Source organism: Actinoplanes sp. L3-i22 (assembly GCF_019704555.1).
Lineage (GTDB): Bacteria > Actinomycetota > Actinomycetes > Mycobacteriales > Micromonosporaceae > Actinoplanes.
This window is the reverse complement of the sequence record NZ_AP024745.1, coordinates 7,692,713-7,712,366: the sequence shown is the minus strand read 5'-3', so window position 1 is coordinate 7,712,366 and position 19,654 is coordinate 7,692,713. Positions and strand designations below refer to the sequence as shown.

Sequence of the window (19,654 nt, the reverse complement as noted above, 5' to 3'; positions counted from 1 at the left end):
GGAGGTGAGGAAGTGGCGAAACAACGACAAGACCGAAACCCGGCGACGGTACGTGCGTTGGCACCGCCCGTACCGTCGCATGGGGTTTCTGAATCACCTGCAGTCGAGACTCTCGCGGTAGCCCTGGGGGATCTTGCCCCCGGCGACCTTGTCGGCCACCTCCCAGAAGGCCTCGGCCCAGTCGCCCTCGTCGACCATGGACTTGAGGACCTTCCAGTTGTGGCTGCTGCGCAATGCCTGCTGGGCCTTGGTCCGGGCGGCCTTGTCCCCGGCCTTGTCGGCCCGCTGGTATTCGGCGATCCAGGCGCAGCCGATCTTCGAGGTGACCTCGGCGCCGAACTGGTACGGGTCGTTCGTGCCGAAGGTCAGCAGCGTGTCGGCGTCGAAGTCCGGCGGCAGCGGGACATCGGCGAGGATCTTGTTGGCGGCCTCGGCGGCCTTGTCCGGGGTGACCACCTCGGGCGGCATCGCGGCCAGGAACGTCTTGGCGTCGACCCGCTCGACCTTGGTCAGCAGCGCGTCGAAGGTGGCCCGCGTCCAGTTCTTCCCACCGGTGCGCAGCTCGGCGAACATGCCGTCGCGGGGCTTGAGCATCAGCGCGAAGTCCGAGGCGCTGTAGGTGAAGACGTCCCCCTGCCAGTCCCCGATCGCCGCCGGCTGCGGCTTGCTGACGCCCAGCCGGTCCTGGTAGTAGCCGTCGTACTCCTTGGCGGGGTACCAGGTGATGTTCATCGAGCGATCGCCGTTGGCGAAGAAGATGTCGCCGTTCTCGTCGGCGAAACCGTAGACGCTGGTGATCTTCCAGCCCGGCTCGCCGATCAGCAGGCGCGGGTTCTCCTCGGCGGCCTTGAGCGCGAACGCGACCGAGTCGGCCGCGTTCGGCGCGGAGATCGAGATGTGCGGCAGCGGAGCGGCGTAATCGGTGGTCGAACGCCCGTGCACGAACACGGCCGTGCCGGCGACGACGGCGAGCACCGCGGCGGCGGTGGCCATCGGGACGAGGAACCGGCGCGGCGGTCTCTCAAACGACATGATCTCCTCCAGGAGCTCCTGGTCAGCCCCATGAAGGTCGGCTGGACGATAGGGATCGGCGGCGCGGAGCACGCGGTCCAGGCGGTCGTCGGTCATCGGCCCTCCTCCGGGGTCGGTACGGTCAGGACGCTGGAGACATGTCCGGGTCGGCGCAGATCGTCACCGACGAGTTCGCGGAGCCGGGCGCGGGCCCGGGACAACCGGGTGCGGACGGCGGCCGGGTTCACCCCGAGCACCTCGGCGACCTCGCGCGGCTCCAGGCCCTCCCACACGGTCAGCGTGAGCACCTCGCGGTCCAGTTCGCCGAGCCGGGCCAGCGCCTCGCGGACGGCGAGCCGCTCGGGGATCTCGGCGCCCGGGTCCGGGACCACGGCCGCGAGCCGTTTGCGCAGCCGGTCGCCGAGCCGTTCGCGCCGTTCGTCGCCGCGGTGGTGGTTCGCCAGGACACGCCGTGCCACGCCGTAGAGCCAGAGCCGGGTCTCCGGGCCGCCCGGTACCTCGTGCCGGCGCCGCCAGGCGATCAGGAACGTCTCGGCGACGACATCGGCCGCGTCCGCCGGCTGCTCGACCCGGCGCAGGGCGTAACCGAGCAGCGGCGGGAAGTTGGCCGCGTACATCTGCCGGAACTCGTCGTCTTGGGGCACAGTCACCTCATGTCCGGGTGCGCCCCCATCGTGACAGCCGGAAGCGTGACGATGAACGCCGAGCCGCGGACCGGGGCCGGGCGGTAACGGACGTCGCCGCCGTTCGCGCGGGCCAGCTCGCGGACGATGTAGAGGCCCAGGCCGGTCCCGGCGACCTTGTTCGCGGTGGTGTCGGCCCGGGCGAACCGGTCGAACAGGCGGTTGCGGAACTCCGGCGGGACGCCCGGGCCGCGGTCGGACACCTCGACGGTGACCGGCCCGTCGTCGCCGTCGGCGCGGGCGACGATCGTGCTGACGCCGCCGCCGTACTTCGCGGCGTTGCTGATCAGGTTGGTCAGGATCTGGTCGAGGTGACCGGGCTGGGCGGAGGCGGTCAGGTCGCGCGGGCAGGAGACGTCCGCGGCGGTGGTGCCGGTGGCGCCGAGCGCGGCCTCGATGTGGTCGGCGACCCGGACCGGGCGCGGCGCCGCGGTGAGCCGGCCGGCGTCGATGCTGACCAGCGCGAGCACCTCGTCGACGATGGTGACCAGGCGACGCGTGGTGATCTGCACCCGGGTGACCATCCCGGCGGCGTCCGGCGGGAGCGGGTCACCGTCCAGCACCAGGTCGAGGTAGCCCAGGATCGTACCCAGGGGGTTGTTGATCTCATGTCCGAGCATGCCGATCAGGTCGGCCTTGAGCTGGTTGGCCGCCTCCAGATCGCGGTTGCGGTCGGCGAGCTCGGCGGTGCGCGCCCGCACCTCGCTCTCCAGCGAGTCGTAGAGCAGCGCGTTGTCCAGCGAGACCGCGAGCTGCCCGGCGATCAGCTCGACGGTCTCCAGGCGGCCGGTCGAGAAGACGCCGCGCTGCCGGCGGTTGGCCAGGACCAGGACGGCGTCCTCGGTGCTGTTGCAGGCGATCGGCAGGACCAGCAGGCTGCACACGTCCAGCCCGGCCAGGTACGGATCCCCGGCGAACCGGTCGTCCCGGGTCGCGTCGGCCACCAGCAGCGGCTGCCGGGTGCGGCGCACGTACCGGACGGCGGACCATGGCTGATCGTCCTCGCCCGCGTCCGAGCGCAGCGACAGCCCCACGTCGGTGGCCCCGGTCATCGCGCTCAGCACGTCGCCGACCTGCGCGGTCAGCCCGGACACCGAGGTCTGCGAGCTGAGCGCCCGGGATGCCCGCAGGATCGCCATCAGGTCGATCCGGTCGGCGCCGCTGCCCGGCGCGCTGCTCGCGGTGTTGCGCAGGAACGGGTGCTCGGTCTCCAGCCGGGCGACCGGCCCGTCGGCGCCCCACGCGCGGTAGGTGTCGCGCGCCTCGGTGAGCAGCTGGTGCCCGGTGTGGGTGAGGCCCTGCGCCAGGTGGAAACGGGCGGCCCGCTCGGCGAGCAGCGCGTGGTGCCAGGGCCGGCCGTCGACCGCGTGCAGCCCGTCGTCGAAGCAGCGGATCGCGGTCACCGCGTCCCCGCGGCCGCGGGCGATCTCCGCGTCCACCAGCAGCAACAGCGGCCGCAGGTTGTGCGGCGCGTCGGCGGCCCGGCGGACCAGCCAATTCCGGGCGTCGGTCAGCTCGGCGGACCGGGACCCGGCCAGGCTCAGGCAGCGGGTCACCCGGGTCAGCGCCGAGGCGTAGAAGCCGCGGATCGCCCCGCTGTGCTTCATCGCCGCCGCCGAGTGCGCCGCCAGCATCGCCGGGTCGTCGCCGAGCAGCGCGGCCAGGGCCCGCTGCTGGTGGTAGGTGGCGAGCGCCGGCGGGTAACCGGCCACCTCCTCGAGGTAGGTCTCCTCGTCGAAGTCGTCGGCGGCGAACGACCCGGGCGCCCCGCTGCGCCCGCGCAGCAGCCGGATCAGCTGCCGGTGCGCGAGCGCGATCAGCCGGGCGTAGCGGTTCCCGGTCCGGCCCGCGTACGCCAGCACCGCCTCGGTCTCGTCGGCGCACGTCTCCAGCGAGTCCTCGGTCTCCAGCAGCAGCGACAGCATCCGCGCCCAGTGCAGCCCGGCCACCTGCACGTCCCCGGCCGCCAGCAGGTCGTCGCGGGCCTGCCGGGCCGGCTCGATGATCTCCTCGAGCGGCGTGAACCAGTGCGCGGCCAGCAGCAGGTGCATATAGGCGGCGATCGCGGTCTCCGCCTGGTAGCCGTGCCGCCGCCCGGTCGCCACCGCGTGCCGGGTCAGCAGGTAGCCGGTGCGGTAGTCGTCGAGCAGCCCGACGGTCACGCAGATCGCCGCGCCCAGGGTGCCGGTCAGCGGCGCGCACACCCCGTTGCGCAGCCACAGTTCGTGCGCCTGGCAGACCACCCAGGCGTGCCGGGCCGGGTCGATCAGGAACGCCGGCGGGAGCATCCGGTGCAGGATCGTGGCGATCGCCTGGACCCGCGGATCGCTCGTCTCGGTCTCCGGGTAGGCCGGTCCGTTCGCCGCCACCCAGTCCCGCAACGCACCCACGGCCCGCAGGTTGTCCGCGTCCAGGTCGGCGGGCGGCTCCAGGCCGAACCGACGCAGGGTGTCCAGGCCGAGAGCGATTGCCGCGCGGCACTCTCCGCGCTGCGTCAAAGAATTGATCTGTACGGCGGTGGCCCCGGCCAGCTCCACCGCGTCGTGCGCCCGGACCGACAGCTCCCGGTAGATCCGGTCCGCCTCGGCATGCCGGCCCAGGTAGTACAGCGCCGCGTGCCGGTCCACCGCGAGCGCGTGCCGGCTCGCCCGGTCCGCGGCGGTCGGCAGCGGCGCCAAGATCCGGTCGGCGGCCGCGAACAACTCCTCGGCGACCAGGTAGTTGGTCAGCCGGGTGGTGTGCCGCCCGGCCCGGTGCAGCAGCGCCGCCGCCGAGCGCCGCTCCGCGTCGTTCTCGATCAGCGCGGTCACCGCCAGGTACTGCTCGGCGGCCTCCCGGGTGAACTCGTCGTGCCCGGCCAGCCGGCGGGCCATGGTCAGCTGCAGCTGCTCGATCTCGTCGGCCGGCAGCAGCTCCCGCGCCGCCTGCAGCACCAGGTCGTGCCGGAACCGGACCACCGTGTCCAGGCTGATCAGCCCGTCCGCGACGGCCGGGGAGAGCCGGGCCGGGAGGGTGGCCGGCAGCGTTCCGGTGGCCAGCGCCAGCAGCTCGGGGCGGACGTCGGCGCCCAGACAGGTCAGGGCGGTGAGCAGGTAACGGGTCGGCGGCGCCTGCTGGGCCAGCCGGACGGCGAGCAGCTGGGGCAGGCGATGCCGGGCGACGAACGCCCGTACGTCCGAGGGGTTCCAGACCCAGCCGGCGGAGGCCGGCGTCAGCAGGCCCTCCGCGCGCAGCGCGTTGATCAGCTCCACGGTCGCGTAGGGATTCCCGGCGCCCGCCGCCCCGATCAGGTCCGCGAGCTCGGCCGCCAGCACGTGCGGCAGGCGCAGCACCGTCGCGGTCAGCGCGGCCAGCCCGGCCCGGCTCAGCCCGCCCAGGCGCAGCGGCCGCCCGACCAGGCCGTCCCGCTGCCAGCGCGCCGCCAGCGGGGCGAGCGGATGCTCGGCGTCGACCTGCTCGTCGCGGTACGCGGCCACCACCAGCAGCCCGGGGATCGGCCCCTCGGCCAGCACCCCGTCCAGGATCCGCAGCGACGACGCGGTCGCCCACTGCAGGTCGTCGATCAGCACCACCAGCCGGCGGCGTTCGGCGACCGCCCGCAGCAGCGCGGCCACGGTCGCGCTGAGCCGATCCGGAGCGGTCAGCGGGTCACCCGGGAAGGGTGGCGTGGAGACGTTCAGGAACGCCGCCATCTCCGGGATGACCCCGGCCAGCACCGCGATGTTCGGCCCGAGCGCGGCCAGCACCCGCTTGCGGTCCTCGGTCAGGTCCGACTCCGGCTCGGCGAGCAGCAGGCGCCCCAGCGCGCGGACCATCCGGGCGATGCCGCCGCTGTCGGTGCCGGTGCGGAACTGCTCGTACTTGCCGGACACGAACCAGCCGCCGCGCGCGGTGATCGCCGGTCGCAGCGTGTGGACCAGGGCCGACTTGCCGATTCCGGGCGGGCCGCTGACCAGCACGGCCGGTGCGCCGGCGGTCATCGCCTCGGTGAGCGACCCGGCCAGCGCGCGGATCTCCCGGTCCCGGCCGACCAGCACGGGCGGCGGCGACAGGACGGCCGGGAAGTCGCGTTCGCCCGGCGCCCAGGCGCCGTCCGGGTCGTCCCGGAAGCGCGCCAGGTCGTGGGCGAGTCCCTCGGCGCTCTGGTAGCGGTGGTCCGGGTCCTTCTCCAGCAGCCGCATCACGATGCCGGCCAGGCGGTCCGGCAGCTCCGGGACGGCCGGCGTGTGCACCAGCGTGTCGCGGACCAGCTCCAGCTGGTCGGTCGCCGGGAACGGCGGCCCGCCGGTGGCCAGCGCGTACAGGGTGGCGCCGAGGCCGTAGAGGTCGGCGCGCCGGTCGGTGGCCAGCCCGGTCCGGCCGGTCTGCTCCGGCGAGAGGTAGCCGAGCGTGCCGACCGGGCCCTCGTCGGGCTCGGGCGGGCCGGTGATCGCCAGGTCGTAGTCGATCAGCAGCGGGGGAGCGTCCGGCCGGAGCAGGATGTTGGCCGGGGTGATGTCGCGGTGCAGCACGCCGGCCCGGTGCACCGAGGCGAGCGTGCCGGCCAGCGCGTGCGCGACGCGGACCAGGTCCGGCACCGGCATCGGGCCGGGCAGCGGCGGGGTGCCGCGGTCGTCGAACAGGACGATGGTCTGCCGCTGCTGGACCGGGGCCAGCCGGGGGACGCCGGGGATTCCGGCGAGCCGTTCCAGGACGGCGCGCTCGTGTTCGGTGCGGCGGACGGCGCCGGGGCCGGTGGCGCGTTTGCCGACTACGGCCGGGGCGCCGGGTGGGGTGCGCCGGGTGACCTGCGTACGGTCACTCTGGTACAGCAGCTCCTCACCCACATCGAATGATGCTACTTTTATACCGATTTTTAGGGACTTCATTCGGAGGTACGGGCGGTGCCCGGTCCCGTGCTGCTGAGCGCGGGCGGAGCGCTCGCGGCCAAGGGTCCGGCGCCTCGGCCACGGCGCGGTGCCCGGTCCCGTGCTGCTCAGCGCGGGCGGAGCGCTCGCGGCCAAGGGCCCGGTGTCTCGGCCACGGCGCGGGGCCCGGTCCGGTGCTGCTCAGCGTGGGCGGAGCGCGCCCGGCCACGGGCCCGGTGTCTCGGCCGGCAGCTCGACGGTCTCCGTCTCGGTGCGGTAGATGGTCATTCCGCGCGCCTGGTAGTTCGCCAGCGCCGCCGGCCCGTCCAGGCTGCAGGTGTGCATCCAGACCCGGGTGACCGCGGGCAGCCCGGGCCAGCGGTCGGCCAGCGACCAGGCCCGCTCCAGCCCGGCGCCGAGCAGGTGCCCGCCGATCCGCTGCCCGGTGAAGCGCGGCAGCAGCCCGAAATAGGCCACCTCGACCTCGCCGGGCCGGGTGCCGTCCAGCTCGATGTACCCGGCCGGGGTGCCCCGCACGTACGCCACCCAGGTCTCCACGCCGGGCCGGTCCAGGTACTCCTGCCACTGCGGCCAGGTCCAGGCCAGCCGGTCGGTCCAGGACCAGTCGCCGCCGACCGCGGCGTACAGGAAGCGGTTCAGCTCGGGGGAGGGCAGCTCGGCGCGGACGATCTCGACCGGCACGGCGGGGTCGCTCCCGCGGTTGAGCCGGTCGGGCGCGGTCTGTTCCAGGTACCAGGTAGTGATCTCCACCGGCCCATGATCGCATTACGGACCGGGTCGTCCACTGAGGAAACCGGCGTCCGAGATTTCACGTATTGGTAATGGTCAGGGTCGTGGGAGCGCTCCACCTGGTCGTCTATGTTTTCTCCATCAAAGCTCTCTTCAATTCCGGCGTGCCCCACGTCGCGCCTGCCCTGACCTTCGACGCGCTCGGTCCCCTGGAGGTTCGCCGCTCGGGAACACCGGTCGTGCTCGGGCCGCCGCAACGGCGGTTGCTGCTGCTCCGGCTGCTGGTCGCCGGTCGTGCCCCGGTCGGCCGGGACGCGTTGCTCGACGAGCTGTGGGGCGGCGAGCCGCCGGCCGGCGCGACGTCGTCACTGCACGCGCACATCAGCCGGCTGCGGTCGCTGCTGGTCGCCGACACGCCGATGATCGTCCGGGACGGCGCCGGGTACGCGCTGCTCGCCGAGCCCGCGATGCTCACCACCGCGCGCTTCCAGGGGGCCGTCGACCGGGCCCGCGAGCTGTTCGCCGACGGACACGCGGCCGCCGCCCGCGGCCGGATCGAGCCGGCCCTGGAGTTGTGGCGCGGCCGGGCGTACGCCGAGGTCGCCGCGTACCCGTTCGCCCGCGCCGCGGCGGCCCGGCTGGAGGAGACCCGCGCCGAGGCGGCCGAGCTGCACGTGGCGATCCTGCTCGCGGCCGGGGACATCCGGGCGTCGACGGTGGCCGCCCGCGACCTGACCCTCACCCATCCGCTGCGCGAGTCCGCCTGGGAGCTGCTGATGCGGGCGCTCTACCGGGCCGGGCGCCCGGCCGAGGCGCTGCACCAGTACGGCCGGCTGCGGGCCCGGCTCAACGAGGATCTGGGCGCCGAGCCCGGCCCGGCGCTGCGCCGCCTGCACCTGGCGGTGCTGCGCCAGGACCCGGAGCTGGAGGACGCGGTGCCGGCCGGCCGGTGACCGCCCGGGCTCAGCCCTTGTGGAACTTCTGGTTGGACGTGCCCGAGCACTCCCACAGCTGCAGCCGGGTGCCGTTGCCGGTGCCGTTGTCGCGCAGGTCGGCGCACCTGCCGGTGGCCGTGTTGACCAGGTCGTAGGAGGAGTTGACGGTCCACTTCTGGGCCCAGCCGCCGTTGCACTTGGCGACCTGGACCGCGGTGCCGTCGGAGGCGCTGGCGTTCGCCGCGTCCATGCACAGCCCGAGCGACCGGATCGTCCCGCCGGTGAAGGTCCACTTCTGCCGGGCCGCCCCGCTGCACGTCCAGATCTGCAGCGGGGTGCCGTCGCCGCCGCCGTCGGTCACGTCGACACAGCGGCCGGACGAATAGCTGATGATCGAATAGCCGCTCGCCGTGGTGGCCGCGGCCTTCGCGGTCGCGGTGCCGGTCGCCTTCGTGGTGGCCTTGGTGGTGGCCTTGGTGGCCGGAACGGTGCCGGCCGCGGCGGGCGCGGCCGGGAACACCGGGTTGCCGAGCGGCACCGGAGCGCCGCCACCGCCGGCCGGCGGGATCGTGCCGACCGGCCGGGTGGTCGCGCCCGGGACGGTGGCCGGGCTCGCCGGGCCGCCGCTCGCCGAGGGCATCGCGCCGACCGGCTGCTGGGCGGCGTCGCTGGTGCCGCGGCTGACGATGAAGCCGGCGCCGGCCACGGCCGCGGCCACGACCCCGGTCACCGCGCCGATCACCAGCAGGCGTCGCACGATGCCGGGCTTCTCGCCGCCACCGCCGGAGCGCCGCGAGGCGCCGGCGAAACTGGCCGCGAAGCCGGTCAGACGGGTGGGGTTCTGCTGGTCACTCACGACTGGTGTCTCTTCTTCCCCGCGGGTGGCCGCCATCGATCGCGGTGGACGCTACCGGGTGCCGGGCCGGGTCCTCCAGCGGCGAAACGGGCCGCCAAGGATCCGGCAAGAGATCGACAAGAAATCGGCAACGGTTTGTCAAGACCCCCGTGGCAGGCTCTCCCCCGACCGGGGGACCCCTGTCCCGAAACGCCGGGCCCGGCACGGAAGGTGGAGCGCGGACATGGCAGCTGAGGTGGACGGTCACCCGATCTATGTCGGGGAGGGACTCGAGGCCGCGGGCTCGTTCCTGAACAGCCAGGCCGAGGTGGCGTCGGAGAAGCTGCAGGCGCTCGCCACGCGGCTGGCGCCGCTGGAGGAGGACTGGCGGCAGAGCGTCGCCGCCGAGTACTTCCAGGACCTCAAGGACGAGTGGCAGCTCAGCGCGGTCGGCCTGTTCGGGCCGGACGGCGTGCTCGGGATCATCTCCCAGAAGATGAACGTGGCCTGGACCAACTACTTCGAGGCCGAGTCCACCAACATCAGCAACTGGCGGCACTGAGCACCGTGGCCACCGACGAACGACTCCGGGTCACCGTCGTCGGCGCCCGCCGGCGGGTCGACCTGACGGTGCCCGCCCGCGCGGCGATCGCCGAGTACAGCGCCCGGCTGCTCGACCTGTGCGGCACCGAGGAGGACGACGGGGCGCTGCCCCCGGTGTGGTCGCTCGCCCCGGCCGGGATCCGGCCGTACCCGCCGTCCGCCTCGCTCGCCGAGGCCGGCGTGGCCGACGGCGCCGTGCTCTACCTGCGCGACCACGCCGCCGGTGAGCTCGACGAGCCGTCGATCACCGACATCGTCGAGCTGGTCGACACGGCCAGCCGGTCCCGCCGGGGCTGGGACGCCCGGCTCGGCGCCGGCGTGATGCTGACCAGCGGCCTCGGCGCGCTGGTCGCCGGGCTGGCCGCGCTCTCCGCCGGCCGCGCCCCGGCGCCGCTGTTCCTGCTGGTCGCGCTGGCCGCCGGGGTCGCCTCGGCAGTGCTCGCGCGCCGGGCCGACCGGCGGGCCTGGCCGCTGCCCGGCTTCGCGGTCACCGCCCTGGCCCTGGCCGCGGTGCCGCTGCTGGCCCTCGCGCCGACCTTCCTGCCGGCCACCCGGACCAACCCGGGCACCGCGCTGATCGGGCTGGGCTGCGGCGCGGTCCTCGGCGCGCTGACCGCGCGGCTGGCGCTGCCCCGGCTGATCACCACGGTGCTGGTGGCGGGCGGTCTGCTCGCGCTCAGCGCCACGGTGATGCTGGTGCTGACGCACGCCGGCCGCAACGACGCGGCCGCGGCGGTCGCGCTGCTCGCCCTGGGCCTGCTGGAACTCGCCCCGAGCCTGGCCGGCCACCTGGTCGCCTCGGCCGAGCCGCCGGCCGGCCGGACCGGCACCGACGAGATCGAGGCGCTGGTCGGCCGGGGCCGGCTGGTGCTCGCCGGGATCGTGCTCGGCTGCGGCGCGGTGCTGGTCGGCTGTGTCGTGCTGCTCGCGCTCTCCGGGGACCCGTACGCGATCGCGATGGCCACCGCGCTCGGCCTGATCCTGCTGCTGCGGGCCGGTCGGCTGATCGTGGTGCCGGCGCGGCTGGGCATGCTGCTGGCCGGGGGCGCCGCACTGGTCGCCACGGCGCTGCTGGGCGGCGACGACCTGGCCGGCCGGCTCGGTCTGGCCGGATCCGCCGCTGCGGCCGGCGGTCCGCTGCTGGCCGTGGTGACCGGGCTGAGCGTGGCCGGATCGGGGCTGGCCGGCGCGTTCCGGGCGGCGGCCGAGGGGGCCGACGCCGACGAGCTGGCCAACGAGCCGGCCGGCTGGACCGGGACGGTGGCCGGCCTGCTCACCACGCTGTGCGTACCGCTGGCTCTTGGGGTTTTCGGGGTTTTCGCCCTGCTCTTCGCGGCCGGCGGCCGGATGTGACCAGTTTCCCCCAGCACGAGAGGCCACGACCATGAGCGATCCCGTCGTCGTCGGCGGTGTGACCTACCACGTCACCCCCGACGTGGTCAGCGGCGCCGCGACCGACACCCAGACCACCGCGCAGGAGATGGCCGAGCTGATCGCGGACATCCGGACGTACGTGGTCAGCCTGGAGGACGTCTGGCAGGGCGTCGCGTCGAACCAGTTCCAGCAGCTGATGCACGACTACGACACGTTCGCCCGGACGCTGCAGGACGCGCTGGCCGGCATCTCCAGCGGGCTGCACGGCACGTACCTGAACTACCGCGACACCGAGATCGCGAACCTCAACGACCTGCAGGCCGTCGAGCTCGGTCCGCCTCCGGCGCTGTTCGACTAGGTGGTCGCGTGAACGGCTCGGCGATCACCGGCTCCGGGACACTCCGGGTCGGCGGGAAGGGGTGGGGCACCCACCGGACGATCGGCTCGGCGCTGCGTGCCGCCGGTCCGGGCGCGGTCGTCTCGATCCGGCCCGGGACCTACCCGGAGTCGCTGGTGCTCGACCGGGACGTCACCCTGCTCGCCGAGAAGGGCGCCGGCACCGTCGAGCTGCGCGCGGTCACCGGCCCGGCGGTGCTGGTCACCGGCGGCACCGTGGTGCTGCGCGGGCTGACCGTGACCGGCCCGCACCCGGAGCAGCCCGCGGTGCTGGCCCGCTCCGGCCGGCTCACCCTGGACGAGTGCGTGGTCGGCACCGGCCGGGTCGAGGCCACCCACGACGCGGCGCTGACCCTGCGGGCCGGCACGCTGCGCGACAGCGGCCGGGCCGCGCTGCACGCCACCGGTACGGCCACGGTCACCGTCACCGACTGCGTGGTCGAGCGGATCGCCGGGCACGGGCTGGTTCTCGCGGACGCCGCGCGGGCCACCGTCCGGGAGACCCGGATCCGGACGGTCACCGGGTGCGGCCTGCTGCTCACCGGCGCGGCGGCCGGCCTGCTGGTCAACCTGGACGTGGCCGGCTGCGGCGAGGCGGCCGTGGCGCTGCGCGGCTCGGCCGGTTCCACGCTGCGCGGCTGCCGGCTGTCCGACAGCGGGTTCGGGGTGGCGATCGACGCGCCGGCCCGGCCCGATCCGGGCGCCGGTGACACGGTCGGCGCGGACGAGCGGTGGACCCGCCTGGAGGACTGCGACCTGTTCGAGATCGCGACCGGCGGGATCCGGGTCGACGGCGCGGCCGTCCGGGTGACCGGCTCCCAGCTGCGGGTGCTGGGCGGCACGGCGCTGCTGGCCACCGGCACGGCCGAGGTGGTCCTGGACGACTGCCGGCTGGTCGACACCGGGGACAGCGCGATCGCGGCGCTCGGCGCCGCCCGGGTCACCGCGACGGCCAGCACCGTCGCCCGGACCGGCGGCAACGGGGTGCACGCCATCGACGACAGCGTGGTCGCGCTGCACGACTGCGAGCTGACCGGGACCGGGTTCACCGCGGTGCACCTGGGCGGGCGGGCCCGCGGGGAGCTGACCGGCACCCGGATCCGGGACAGCGCCGAGTCCGGCGTCCGGGTCGCGGACGCGGCGGTGCTCGACGCGCGGGACAGCACGGTGGCCGGCGCCCGGGAGTTCGGCGTGGAGATCGCCGGCGGTGACGGGACGCTGCGCGACTGCGTGATCTCCGGAACCCGGATCGGGGTACGGCTCCTGACCCGGCACCGGCCGCTGCTGGCCGGCCTGCTGATCGGCCCGACCGGTGGCGCCGGCCTGGAGGTGGGCGCGGACACCGGCGTGCTGGTCCACGGCGGCGAGGTGACCGGGTCCGGCGGCAGCGGCGTGTTCCTGGACGCCGGCAGCGAGGCGTGGATCGACGGCCTGCGGGTCGTCGAGACGACCGGCGGCGGCGTGGTGATCTGGTCCGGGGCGACCCCGCTGCTCGAGCGGATGACCGTCGCCCGGACCGGCAAGAACGGCATCTACCTGCACGAAAGCGCCGGGGGACGGCTGGTCGACTGCGAGCTGTCGGCGACCGGCTTCCCGGCGCTGCACATCGGCGCGGACGCCACCCCGGAGATCACCGGCTGTTTCGTGCACGACACCGCCGAGGACCTGTCGCTGGCGGCCGGCGCCGCCCCGGTCTTCAGCGGTTGCCGGGTCGCGGACGTGGCGACCAGCACCATGCCGGCCGACGGGGTCCGGGAGACCAGGCCGGCCGGCCCCGCGGCGTCGTCCGGCACCGCCACCGGCACGCCGATCTCCGCCGAGCTCGACCTGCCGGTGCTGCTCGGCGAGCTCAACGGGCTGATCGGACTGGACGGCGTCAAGCGCGACGTCAAGGCGATGATCGACCTGTCCCTGATGGTGCGGCGCCGGCTGGCGGCGGGCCTGGCCGCGCCGCCGGTCAGCCGGCACCTGGTCTTCGCCGGCAACCCGGGCACCGGCAAGACCACCGTCGCCAAGCTGTACGGCCGGATCCTGGCCGCGCTCGGCCTGCTCCAGCGCGGGCACCTGGTCGAGGCGGACCGGGCCGCGCTGGTCGGCGAGTACGTCGGGCACACCGGCCCGCGTACCCAGGCGATCTTCCGCCGGGCGCTGGGCGGGGTGCTGTTCATCGACGAGGCGTACTCGCTGGTGCCGGCCGGGCAGCCGGGCGACTTCGGCCACGAGGCGATCGCCACGCTGGTCAAGCTGATGGAGGAGCACCGCGACGAGGTGGTGGTGATCGCGGCCGGCTACCCGGAGGACATGGGCCGGCTGATCGCCTCCAACCCGGGCCTGTCGTCCCGGTTCACCCGGGTGCTCACGTTCGAGGACTACACCTCGGCCGAGCTGGTGGCGATCGTCGCCGCGCAGGCCGCGCAGCACCAGTACCGGCTCGACCCGGACACCGACGCGGCGCTGCTGGACTACTTCGACGGGGTGGAGCGCACCGAGCACTTCGGCAACGGCCGCAGCGCCCGGCAGCTGTTCCAGCGGATGACCGAGCTGCAGGCCGGCCGGGTCGCCACCCGGGCCGACCCGACCAACGACGACCTGAGCACGCTGCGCGCCGAGGACCTGCCGTGGAACGTCGCGTGACGGCCCGCCGGTCAGGGCGCGGCCGGCGGCTCGGGGAACTTCGCCTGCCGGTCGATGTAGGAGTACGTGGTGCCGGCCACGTTGAGCCCGGCGATGTACGCCCCGGCCACGTCCAGCACGGCCGCCATGCCGATCAGCGCGCCGCGCTGGTAGTTGTCCATCTTCGCGGCGAACTCCTTGGCGCCGCCCTGCAGCGGGCTGTCCACGTCCATCCAGTAGCCCTGGCCGGGCGGCGCGCCGACGGTGGTGGTGTCCACCCACTTCTCGTCGGTGTCGATCTGCCCGTAGATCGCGCCGCCGGAGATCGCCGCCTCGACCTTGGCCTTGAGCGCGATGTACGCCTCGACGCCGCGGTCGGTGGCGGCCAGCATGCTGCGCTCGGTGTTGCGCATGGTCAGCGGGTTGACCACCAGGGCCTGCTCGTTGAGCGGGGTGCCGGTGGGGGTGCCGGCGGCGGGCGGGGTCGCGGCGCCGGCCGGGTTCAGGTTGTACGACGGCAGGTCGTCCGAGGAGTCCCAGCCCATCGCCAGGTTCGGCACGTCGCCGGCGCCGTAGGTCGGGTCGCTGCTGTCGCTGCCCCCGGAGTCGCCACCGTCGTCGGACGGGCGGGGGAAATAGTGGGACTCGATCGGGTCGACCATTATCGATTACCTCCAGAATACGTGTCCAGCAAAGGCATCGTGCCATGAAAATAAGTTTCCTGGCAAGCCTGAGAATCGTTTCCACGCCGCTTGAGAGAATGGTGTTCGGCGATGGCTGATGAGATTTCTTTCGAGGAGTTCCGGGTCGATCTGGCCGAGATGGCCGGGGTGATCGGCCAGGTCAAGGGCGATGCCGGGGCGATCAACGCGGCGATGGCCGAGATCAAGCGACAGTTCACCAGTGTCGAGGCGGCCTGGAAGAGTCCGTCCGCGCTCACCTTCGCCGAGCTCAGCACGTGGTTCCAGAAATGCCAGGACGAATTGTCGACCGTGCTGGGCGACATGATCACCCGGCTGGACGCCGCCTACAACACCTATCACGACATGGAACAGGCGGCGCTGAACGATGTCTCATGACTATTTCGGTTCGGCCGGCGGCGAGCACGACTACGACGTCGCCACCCGGATCGAGGTGCACGGCGCCGAGTTGGACACCGCCGTCACCGCGCTGCAGACCCAGGCCAAGGCGGTCGCGGACAGCATCTCGTCGATCAACGGCGGGCTGTCCGGCCTCAAGCTGTCCTGGGCCGGCGCGTCCCAGCGCGAGGCCACCGACTTCATCGACCGGTGGAACGCGATCGCGGTCGCGCTGTTCGGGACCAAGGCGGCGAACGACGACAAGGACTTCGACGCCGAGGACGGCGTGCTCAACGTGCTCGCCGCCGGGGTGAAGGCGGTGCTGGCCGGCTTCAACGAGGCCGAGACCGAGCTGCTGAAGAACTTCACCGACATGTTCAACGGACTCAACGGCACCGCCACCCCCACCCCGGCCCCGGCCACCGGTGGCACCGACCCCAACGACCCGGTCATCCGTAGCTAGGGCGAGACATGGCGAACACGAAATTCCACCGTCCGGCCCGTACCTTCGCGCCGGCCGTGCCCGAGGAACGGGTCACCCTGGCGCCGCCGCCGCAGAAGGCCGCCGAGTCCGGCGCCCAGCAGTGGCTCTACCTGCTGCTGCCGCTGCTCAGCAGCGTCAGCATGGGCGCCTACCTGGTCACCTTCGGCAAGACCTGGATGATCGCGCTGGGCGTGGTGTTCGTGCTCGCCTCGGCCGCCATCACGCTGCTGGTGCGCCAGCAGACCAGCCGGGCCGCGCGCCGGGCCGCGGCCCGCCAGCGTCTGCGCTACCAGGAGTACCTGACCGAGCTGCGGGCCCAGGCGCGCGCCTCGGCGCGGGCGCAGCGGCTGGCCGCCGCGTTCGGGCACCCGTCGATCGAACGGCTCTGGGCGATCACCCGCAACCGCCGGCGGATCTGGGAGCGCCGCGCCGGCGACCCGGACTTCCTGCAGCTGCGGGTCGGGCTGGGCCGGGCCGAGGCGGCGCTGCGGATGCAGCTGCCACCCCGGCAGGACCCCACCGCGGAGTACGACAAGACCGCGCAGCGGGCCGCCACCCGGCTGATGGACGAGTACGCCGCGGTCGGCAACCAGCCCGCCTGGGTGGCGCTCGGCAAGATCGGCGTGCTCAGCGTGCTGGGCGCGCCGGAACGCGCCCGCGAGGTCGCCGCCAACCTGCTCACCCAGCTCGCCGTGCTGCACGGCCCGGAGGACGTCCGGGTGATGATCCTGGCCGGCGACGGCTCCTGGGACTGGGCGAAGTGGCTCCCGCACACGCAGGACCCGGGCGCCCCGGCCGGCCACCCGGCTCCGATGATCGCGACCGGCCTGGACGGGCTCGCCGACCTGCTGGAACGCCGGCTGGAGGAGAAACGGGCCGGCCTGGTGGCCCGGATCGGGCTGAGCACCCGCACCGAGCCGGCCCCCGGCCAGCACCTGGTCGTGGTGCTGGACGGCTACCGGCCGGACGCGCCGTTCGGCCGGCACCCGCTGATCGAGAACCTGATCGGCGACTCCGGCAAGGCCGGCGGCCTGCACGTGATCTGCCTGGTCGCCCGGGAACCGGAGGAGCCCGGCCGGGTCGACGCCCGGATCCGGCTCGGCGCGACCGGCGGCCTGACCGTGGAGAGCCGGCTGCCCGGTGTGGTCAGCGCGGTCACCGACGCGGTGCCCGACCCGGCCGACGTGGTGCTCAGCGAGCACATCGCCCGCGCGCTCGCCCCGCTGCTGCTCACCGCCGAGCGCGAGGAGGTGCTGACCCGCGCGTTCGGTCTGCCCGAGCTGGTCGGCGCGGGCGACCTGGCCACCCTGGACCCGACGGCGATGTGGCGCCGCCCGGACGCCGCCGAGCTGCTGCGGGTGCCGATCGGCATCACCGGCGACGGCGCCGATCTGGTCCTCGACCTGAAGGAGTCGGCGCAGGGCGGGGTCGGCCCGCACGGCCTGCTGGTCGGTGCGACCGGATCAGGAAAAAGCGAATTATTGCGTACGCTCGTGGCCTCGCTCGCCATCACGCACTCGCCCGACGAGCTCGGCATGGTGCTGGTCGACTTCAAGGGCGGCGCCACCTTCGCCGGGGTGACCGACCTGCCGCACGTGGCCGGCCTGATCACCAACCTGGCCGACGACGAGACCATGATCGAGCGGATGCGGGTCGCCCTGCACGGCGAGCTGCAGCGCCGTCAGCAGCTGCTGCGCGACGCCGGGAACCTGGACAACGTCCGGGAGTACCAGCTGCACCGGGCGGCCGGCGGCACCGATCCGCAGGGCCGGGCGCTGGAGCCGCTGCCGTACCTGATGATCTTCGTGGACGAGTTCGCCGAGCTGCTCAGCCGGCGCGCCGACTTCATCCACCTGTTCGTCCAGATCGGGCGGCTCGGGCGCAGCCTCGGCATGCATCTGCTGATGGCCAGCCAGCGGATCGACGAGGGCCGGCTGCGCGGGCTGGAGTCGCACCTGTCGTACCGGCTGTGCCTGCGCACGTTCAGCGCGGCCGAGAGCCGGGCGGTGATCGGCACGGCCGACGCGTACAAGCTGCCGCCGATCCCCGGCTCGGCGTACTTCAAGGTCGGCGAGACGGTCTACGAACGGTTCCGGGTGGCGCACGCGTCCGCGCCGTACCTGGCCCCGGACCCGGACGCGCCCGCGCCGGTGACCAGCTTCGCCGCCCCGGAGCCGTTCGGGCTGCGGACCGCCGAGGACGCCCGCCGGGCGGCCGACGCGGCCGAGGAACCGGACGAGGCCCCGGCGCCGTTGCCGGTCACCGTCGGCGGCCGGACCGCGCTGCAGGTGATCGTGGACCGGGTCCGGCCCTGCGGCACCCCGGTCCACCAGGTGTGGCTGCCGCCGCTGCCGCCCTACCTCGACCTGGACCCGCTGGTCGGGGTACTGGAGACCGACGACGAGCGCGGCTACCACGCCAGTGGTCTGGCCGGCGGCCTGCTCACCTTCCCGGTCGGCGTGGTGGACCTGCCCGCCGTGCAGGAGCAGCGGGTGCTGATGCTGCGCCTGGACGACGCCGGTGGGCACGCCGGCCTGGTCGGCGCCCCGCAGTCCGGCAAGAGCACCCTGCTGCGCACCGCCCTGCTCAGCGCGATGCTCACGCACACCCCGGACGAACTGCAGTTCGCCGTGATCGACTTCGGCGGCGGCACGCTCGCCCCGTTCGCCGCCGCCCCGCACGTCGCGGGCGTAGCGGTGCGCACCGACGAGGAACGGGTCCGGCGCACCCTGGCCGTCGCCCACCAGCTGCTGGCCACCCGCGAGGAGTTCTTCGCCGAGCACGGCATCGACTCGGTGGCCGAGCTGCGCCGCCGCCGCGACGCCGGCGAGCTGCCGGCCGGGGTCAACGCCGCCGACTGGGTGCTGGTCGTGGACAACTGGGCGGCGCTGCGGACCGGCGTCGACACCGCCGACCGGATCGTCACCGAGATCTCCGCGCGCGGCGCCGGCGTCGGCGTGCACCTGCTGCTGACCGCGAACCGGTGGACCGAGATCCGGACCAGCCTGCGCGACAACATCGGCATCCGGCTCGAACTGCGGCTCAACGAGCCGGCCGAGTCCGAGGTGAACCGGACCGCGGCCAAGGCGCTGACCGTGGCGATCCCGGGGCGCGGGGTCTGCCCGCCGGGCGACCACTTCCAGGCCGCGCTGCCCCGGCTGGACGGGGACGCCGGCACCGAGAACCTGGCCAAGGCGCAGCAGGCGGTGCTCGACGAGATCATCGCCGGGTGGCCCGGGGCGTCCGCGCCGCCGGTGCGGACGCTGCCGAAGGTGGTCACCGCGGCCGAGCTGGACGCCCGGTTCGGACCGGAGCGGGCGGGCGTGCCCATCGGCGTACGGGAAATCGATCTTGATGTGGTCGGTCTTGATCTGACCCCGGTCGATCCGCACCTGATGGTCTTCGGGGACTCCGGCGCCGGCAAGACGTCGGTGCTGCGCGCCTGGATGGCCGGGCTGGCCCGGCGGCGCACCGCGCGGGAGGCCCGGTTCTTCCTGATCGACTACCGGGCCGGGCTGCTCGGCGCGGTTCCGGACGAGTACGTCGGCGCCCGCGCCGGCAACCCCGACCACGTCGCGGCCTACGTCACCCAGCTGCTCGGCACCGTGGCCCGGCGCCGCCCGCCGGCCGACGTGACCGCCGCCCAGCTGCGGGCCCGCAGCTGGTGGACCGGCCCCGAGCTGTACGTGGTGGTCGACGACTACGACCTGGTCGCCGGCCCCGGCGGCCGTGGCCCGCTGGCCCCGCTCGCCGAGGCGCTCGGCCAGGCCGGCGACATCGGCCTGCACCTGGTGCTGGCCCGCCGGGTCAGCGGCTCGGCCCGGTCGATGATGTCCGACCCGATCGTCAGCCGGCTCAAGGAGTACGGCGCGACCGGCCTGATCCTCTCCGGCGACCCGCGCGAGGGCGTGCTGCTCGGCGACCAGCGCGCGGCCCGCCGCGACCCCGGCCGGGGCGTGCTGGTCAGCCGTTCCGGCGCCCAGGTGATCCAGGCGGCCCGCGCCGCCGACGAGGAGGAGTAGT

14 protein-coding genes are annotated in these 19,654 nt (G+C 74.1%); 8 read left to right on the top strand and 6 right to left on the bottom strand.

Features of this window, described 5'->3' with window-relative positions; all coding sequences use genetic code 11:
• Positions 1–93 precede the first annotated feature (93 nt).
• The 4 genes from L3i22_RS34715 to L3i22_RS34700 form a co-directional block, all read right to left on the bottom strand.
• Positions 94–1,128 carry a hypothetical protein gene (locus L3i22_RS34715; protein ID WP_221321710.1) on the bottom strand — a complete coding sequence of 345 codons (1,035 nt, stop codon included), beginning with the start codon at positions 1,126–1,128 and terminating at the stop codon, positions 94–96.
• Positions 1,125–1,682 carry an RNA polymerase sigma factor gene (locus L3i22_RS34710; RefSeq protein WP_255657387.1) on the bottom strand — a complete coding sequence of 186 codons (558 nt, stop codon included), beginning with the start codon at positions 1,680–1,682 and terminating at the stop codon, positions 1,125–1,127. The genes L3i22_RS34715 and L3i22_RS34710 overlap by 4 nt, the downstream gene beginning before the upstream one ends.
• Positions 1,679–6,541 carry an AAA family ATPase gene (locus L3i22_RS34705; RefSeq protein ID WP_255657386.1) on the bottom strand — a complete coding sequence of 1,621 codons (4,863 nt, stop codon included), beginning with the start codon at positions 6,539–6,541 and terminating at the stop codon, positions 1,679–1,681. The genes L3i22_RS34710 and L3i22_RS34705 overlap by 4 nt, the downstream gene beginning before the upstream one ends.
• Positions 6,542–6,763: 222 nt before the next feature.
• Positions 6,764–7,333 carry a GNAT family N-acetyltransferase gene (locus L3i22_RS34700; RefSeq protein WP_221321709.1) on the bottom strand — a complete coding sequence of 190 codons (570 nt, stop codon included), beginning with the start codon at positions 7,331–7,333 and terminating at the stop codon, positions 6,764–6,766.
• A gap of 143 nt (positions 7,334–7,476) precedes the next feature.
• Here L3i22_RS34700 and L3i22_RS34695 point away from each other — a divergent pair, with 143 nt between their 5' ends.
• A complete protein-coding gene (locus L3i22_RS34695) occupies positions 7,477–8,265 on the top strand; it encodes an AfsR/SARP family transcriptional regulator (RefSeq protein ID WP_221321708.1) in 789 nt (262 codons plus the stop codon).
• A gap of 10 nt (positions 8,266–8,275) precedes the next feature.
• Here L3i22_RS34695 and L3i22_RS34690 read toward each other — a convergent pair whose 3' ends face one another.
• Positions 8,276–9,103 carry an RICIN domain-containing protein gene (locus L3i22_RS34690; protein ID WP_221321707.1) on the bottom strand — a complete coding sequence of 276 codons (828 nt, stop codon included), beginning with the start codon at positions 9,101–9,103 and terminating at the stop codon, positions 8,276–8,278.
• A 223-nt stretch (positions 9,104–9,326) separates the two neighbouring features.
• On the opposite strand from L3i22_RS34690, the gene L3i22_RS34685 reads away from it, so the two are divergent.
• From L3i22_RS34685 to L3i22_RS34670, 4 genes are read left to right on the top strand one after another with little or no spacing between them, the layout of a single operon-like run.
• Positions 9,327–9,644, top strand: a complete 318-nt coding sequence (locus L3i22_RS34685) for a WXG100 family type VII secretion target (protein ID WP_221321706.1) — start codon at positions 9,327–9,329, stop codon at positions 9,642–9,644.
• Between the two features lie 5 nt (positions 9,645–9,649).
• Positions 9,650–11,038: an EsaB/YukD family protein gene (locus L3i22_RS34680; RefSeq protein ID WP_221321705.1), complete on the top strand. Its 1,389-nt coding sequence runs from the start codon at positions 9,650–9,652 to the stop codon at positions 11,036–11,038.
• Between the two features lie 31 nt (positions 11,039–11,069).
• Positions 11,070–11,417 (top strand): WXG100 family type VII secretion target, encoded by a 348-nt coding sequence (locus L3i22_RS34675; protein WP_221321704.1) that lies wholly within the window; start codon positions 11,070–11,072, stop codon positions 11,415–11,417.
• A gap of 8 nt (positions 11,418–11,425) precedes the next feature.
• Positions 11,426–14,089, top strand: a complete 2,664-nt coding sequence (locus tag L3i22_RS34670; RefSeq protein ID WP_221321703.1) for a right-handed parallel beta-helix repeat-containing protein — start codon at positions 11,426–11,428, stop codon at positions 14,087–14,089.
• Positions 14,090–14,100: 11 nt separating this feature from the next.
• On the opposite strand, the gene L3i22_RS34665 is transcribed toward L3i22_RS34670, so the two are convergent.
• Complete coding sequence (locus L3i22_RS34665; protein ID WP_221321702.1) at positions 14,101–14,730, bottom strand: hypothetical protein; 630 nt, start codon at positions 14,728–14,730, stop codon at positions 14,101–14,103.
• Between the two features lie 111 nt (positions 14,731–14,841).
• On the opposite strand from L3i22_RS34665, the gene L3i22_RS34660 reads away from it, so the two are divergent.
• Genes L3i22_RS34660 through eccCa form a run of 3 tightly spaced genes read left to right on the top strand, consistent with a single transcriptional unit; the run spans position 14,842 to position 19,653 of the window.
• Positions 14,842–15,147 (top strand): WXG100 family type VII secretion target, encoded by a 306-nt coding sequence (locus L3i22_RS34660; protein ID WP_221321701.1) that lies wholly within the window; start codon positions 14,842–14,844, stop codon positions 15,145–15,147.
• Positions 15,137–15,610 (top strand): hypothetical protein, encoded by a 474-nt coding sequence (locus L3i22_RS34655; protein WP_221321700.1) that lies wholly within the window; start codon positions 15,137–15,139, stop codon positions 15,608–15,610. The genes L3i22_RS34660 and L3i22_RS34655 overlap by 11 nt, the downstream gene beginning before the upstream one ends.
• Before the next feature lie 8 nt (positions 15,611–15,618).
• Entirely contained in the window at positions 15,619–19,653 is a 4,035-nt protein-coding gene (gene eccCa, locus L3i22_RS34650; RefSeq protein WP_221321699.1) for a type VII secretion protein EccCa, read from the top strand.
• Position 19,654 lies beyond the last annotated feature (1 nt).

Coding starts and splice junctions, on each gene's coding strand:
- L3i22_RS34715 (WP_221321710.1), bottom strand. CDS start 1,128: ATGACCGACGACCGCCTGGACCGCGTGCTCCGCGCCGCCGATCCCTAT.
- L3i22_RS34685 (WP_221321706.1), top strand. CDS start 9,327: ATGGCAGCTGAGGTGGACGGTCACCCGATCTATGTCGGGGAGGGACTC.
- L3i22_RS34675 (WP_221321704.1), top strand. CDS start 11,070: ATGAGCGATCCCGTCGTCGTCGGCGGTGTGACCTACCACGTCACCCCC.
- L3i22_RS34665 (WP_221321702.1), bottom strand. CDS start 14,730: ATGGTCGACCCGATCGAGTCCCACTATTTCCCCCGCCCGTCCGACGAC.
- L3i22_RS34660 (WP_221321701.1), top strand. CDS start 14,842: ATGGCTGATGAGATTTCTTTCGAGGAGTTCCGGGTCGATCTGGCCGAG.
- L3i22_RS34655 (WP_221321700.1), top strand. CDS start 15,137: ATGTCTCATGACTATTTCGGTTCGGCCGGCGGCGAGCACGACTACGAC.
- eccCa (WP_221321699.1), top strand. CDS start 15,619: ATGGCGAACACGAAATTCCACCGTCCGGCCCGTACCTTCGCGCCGGCC.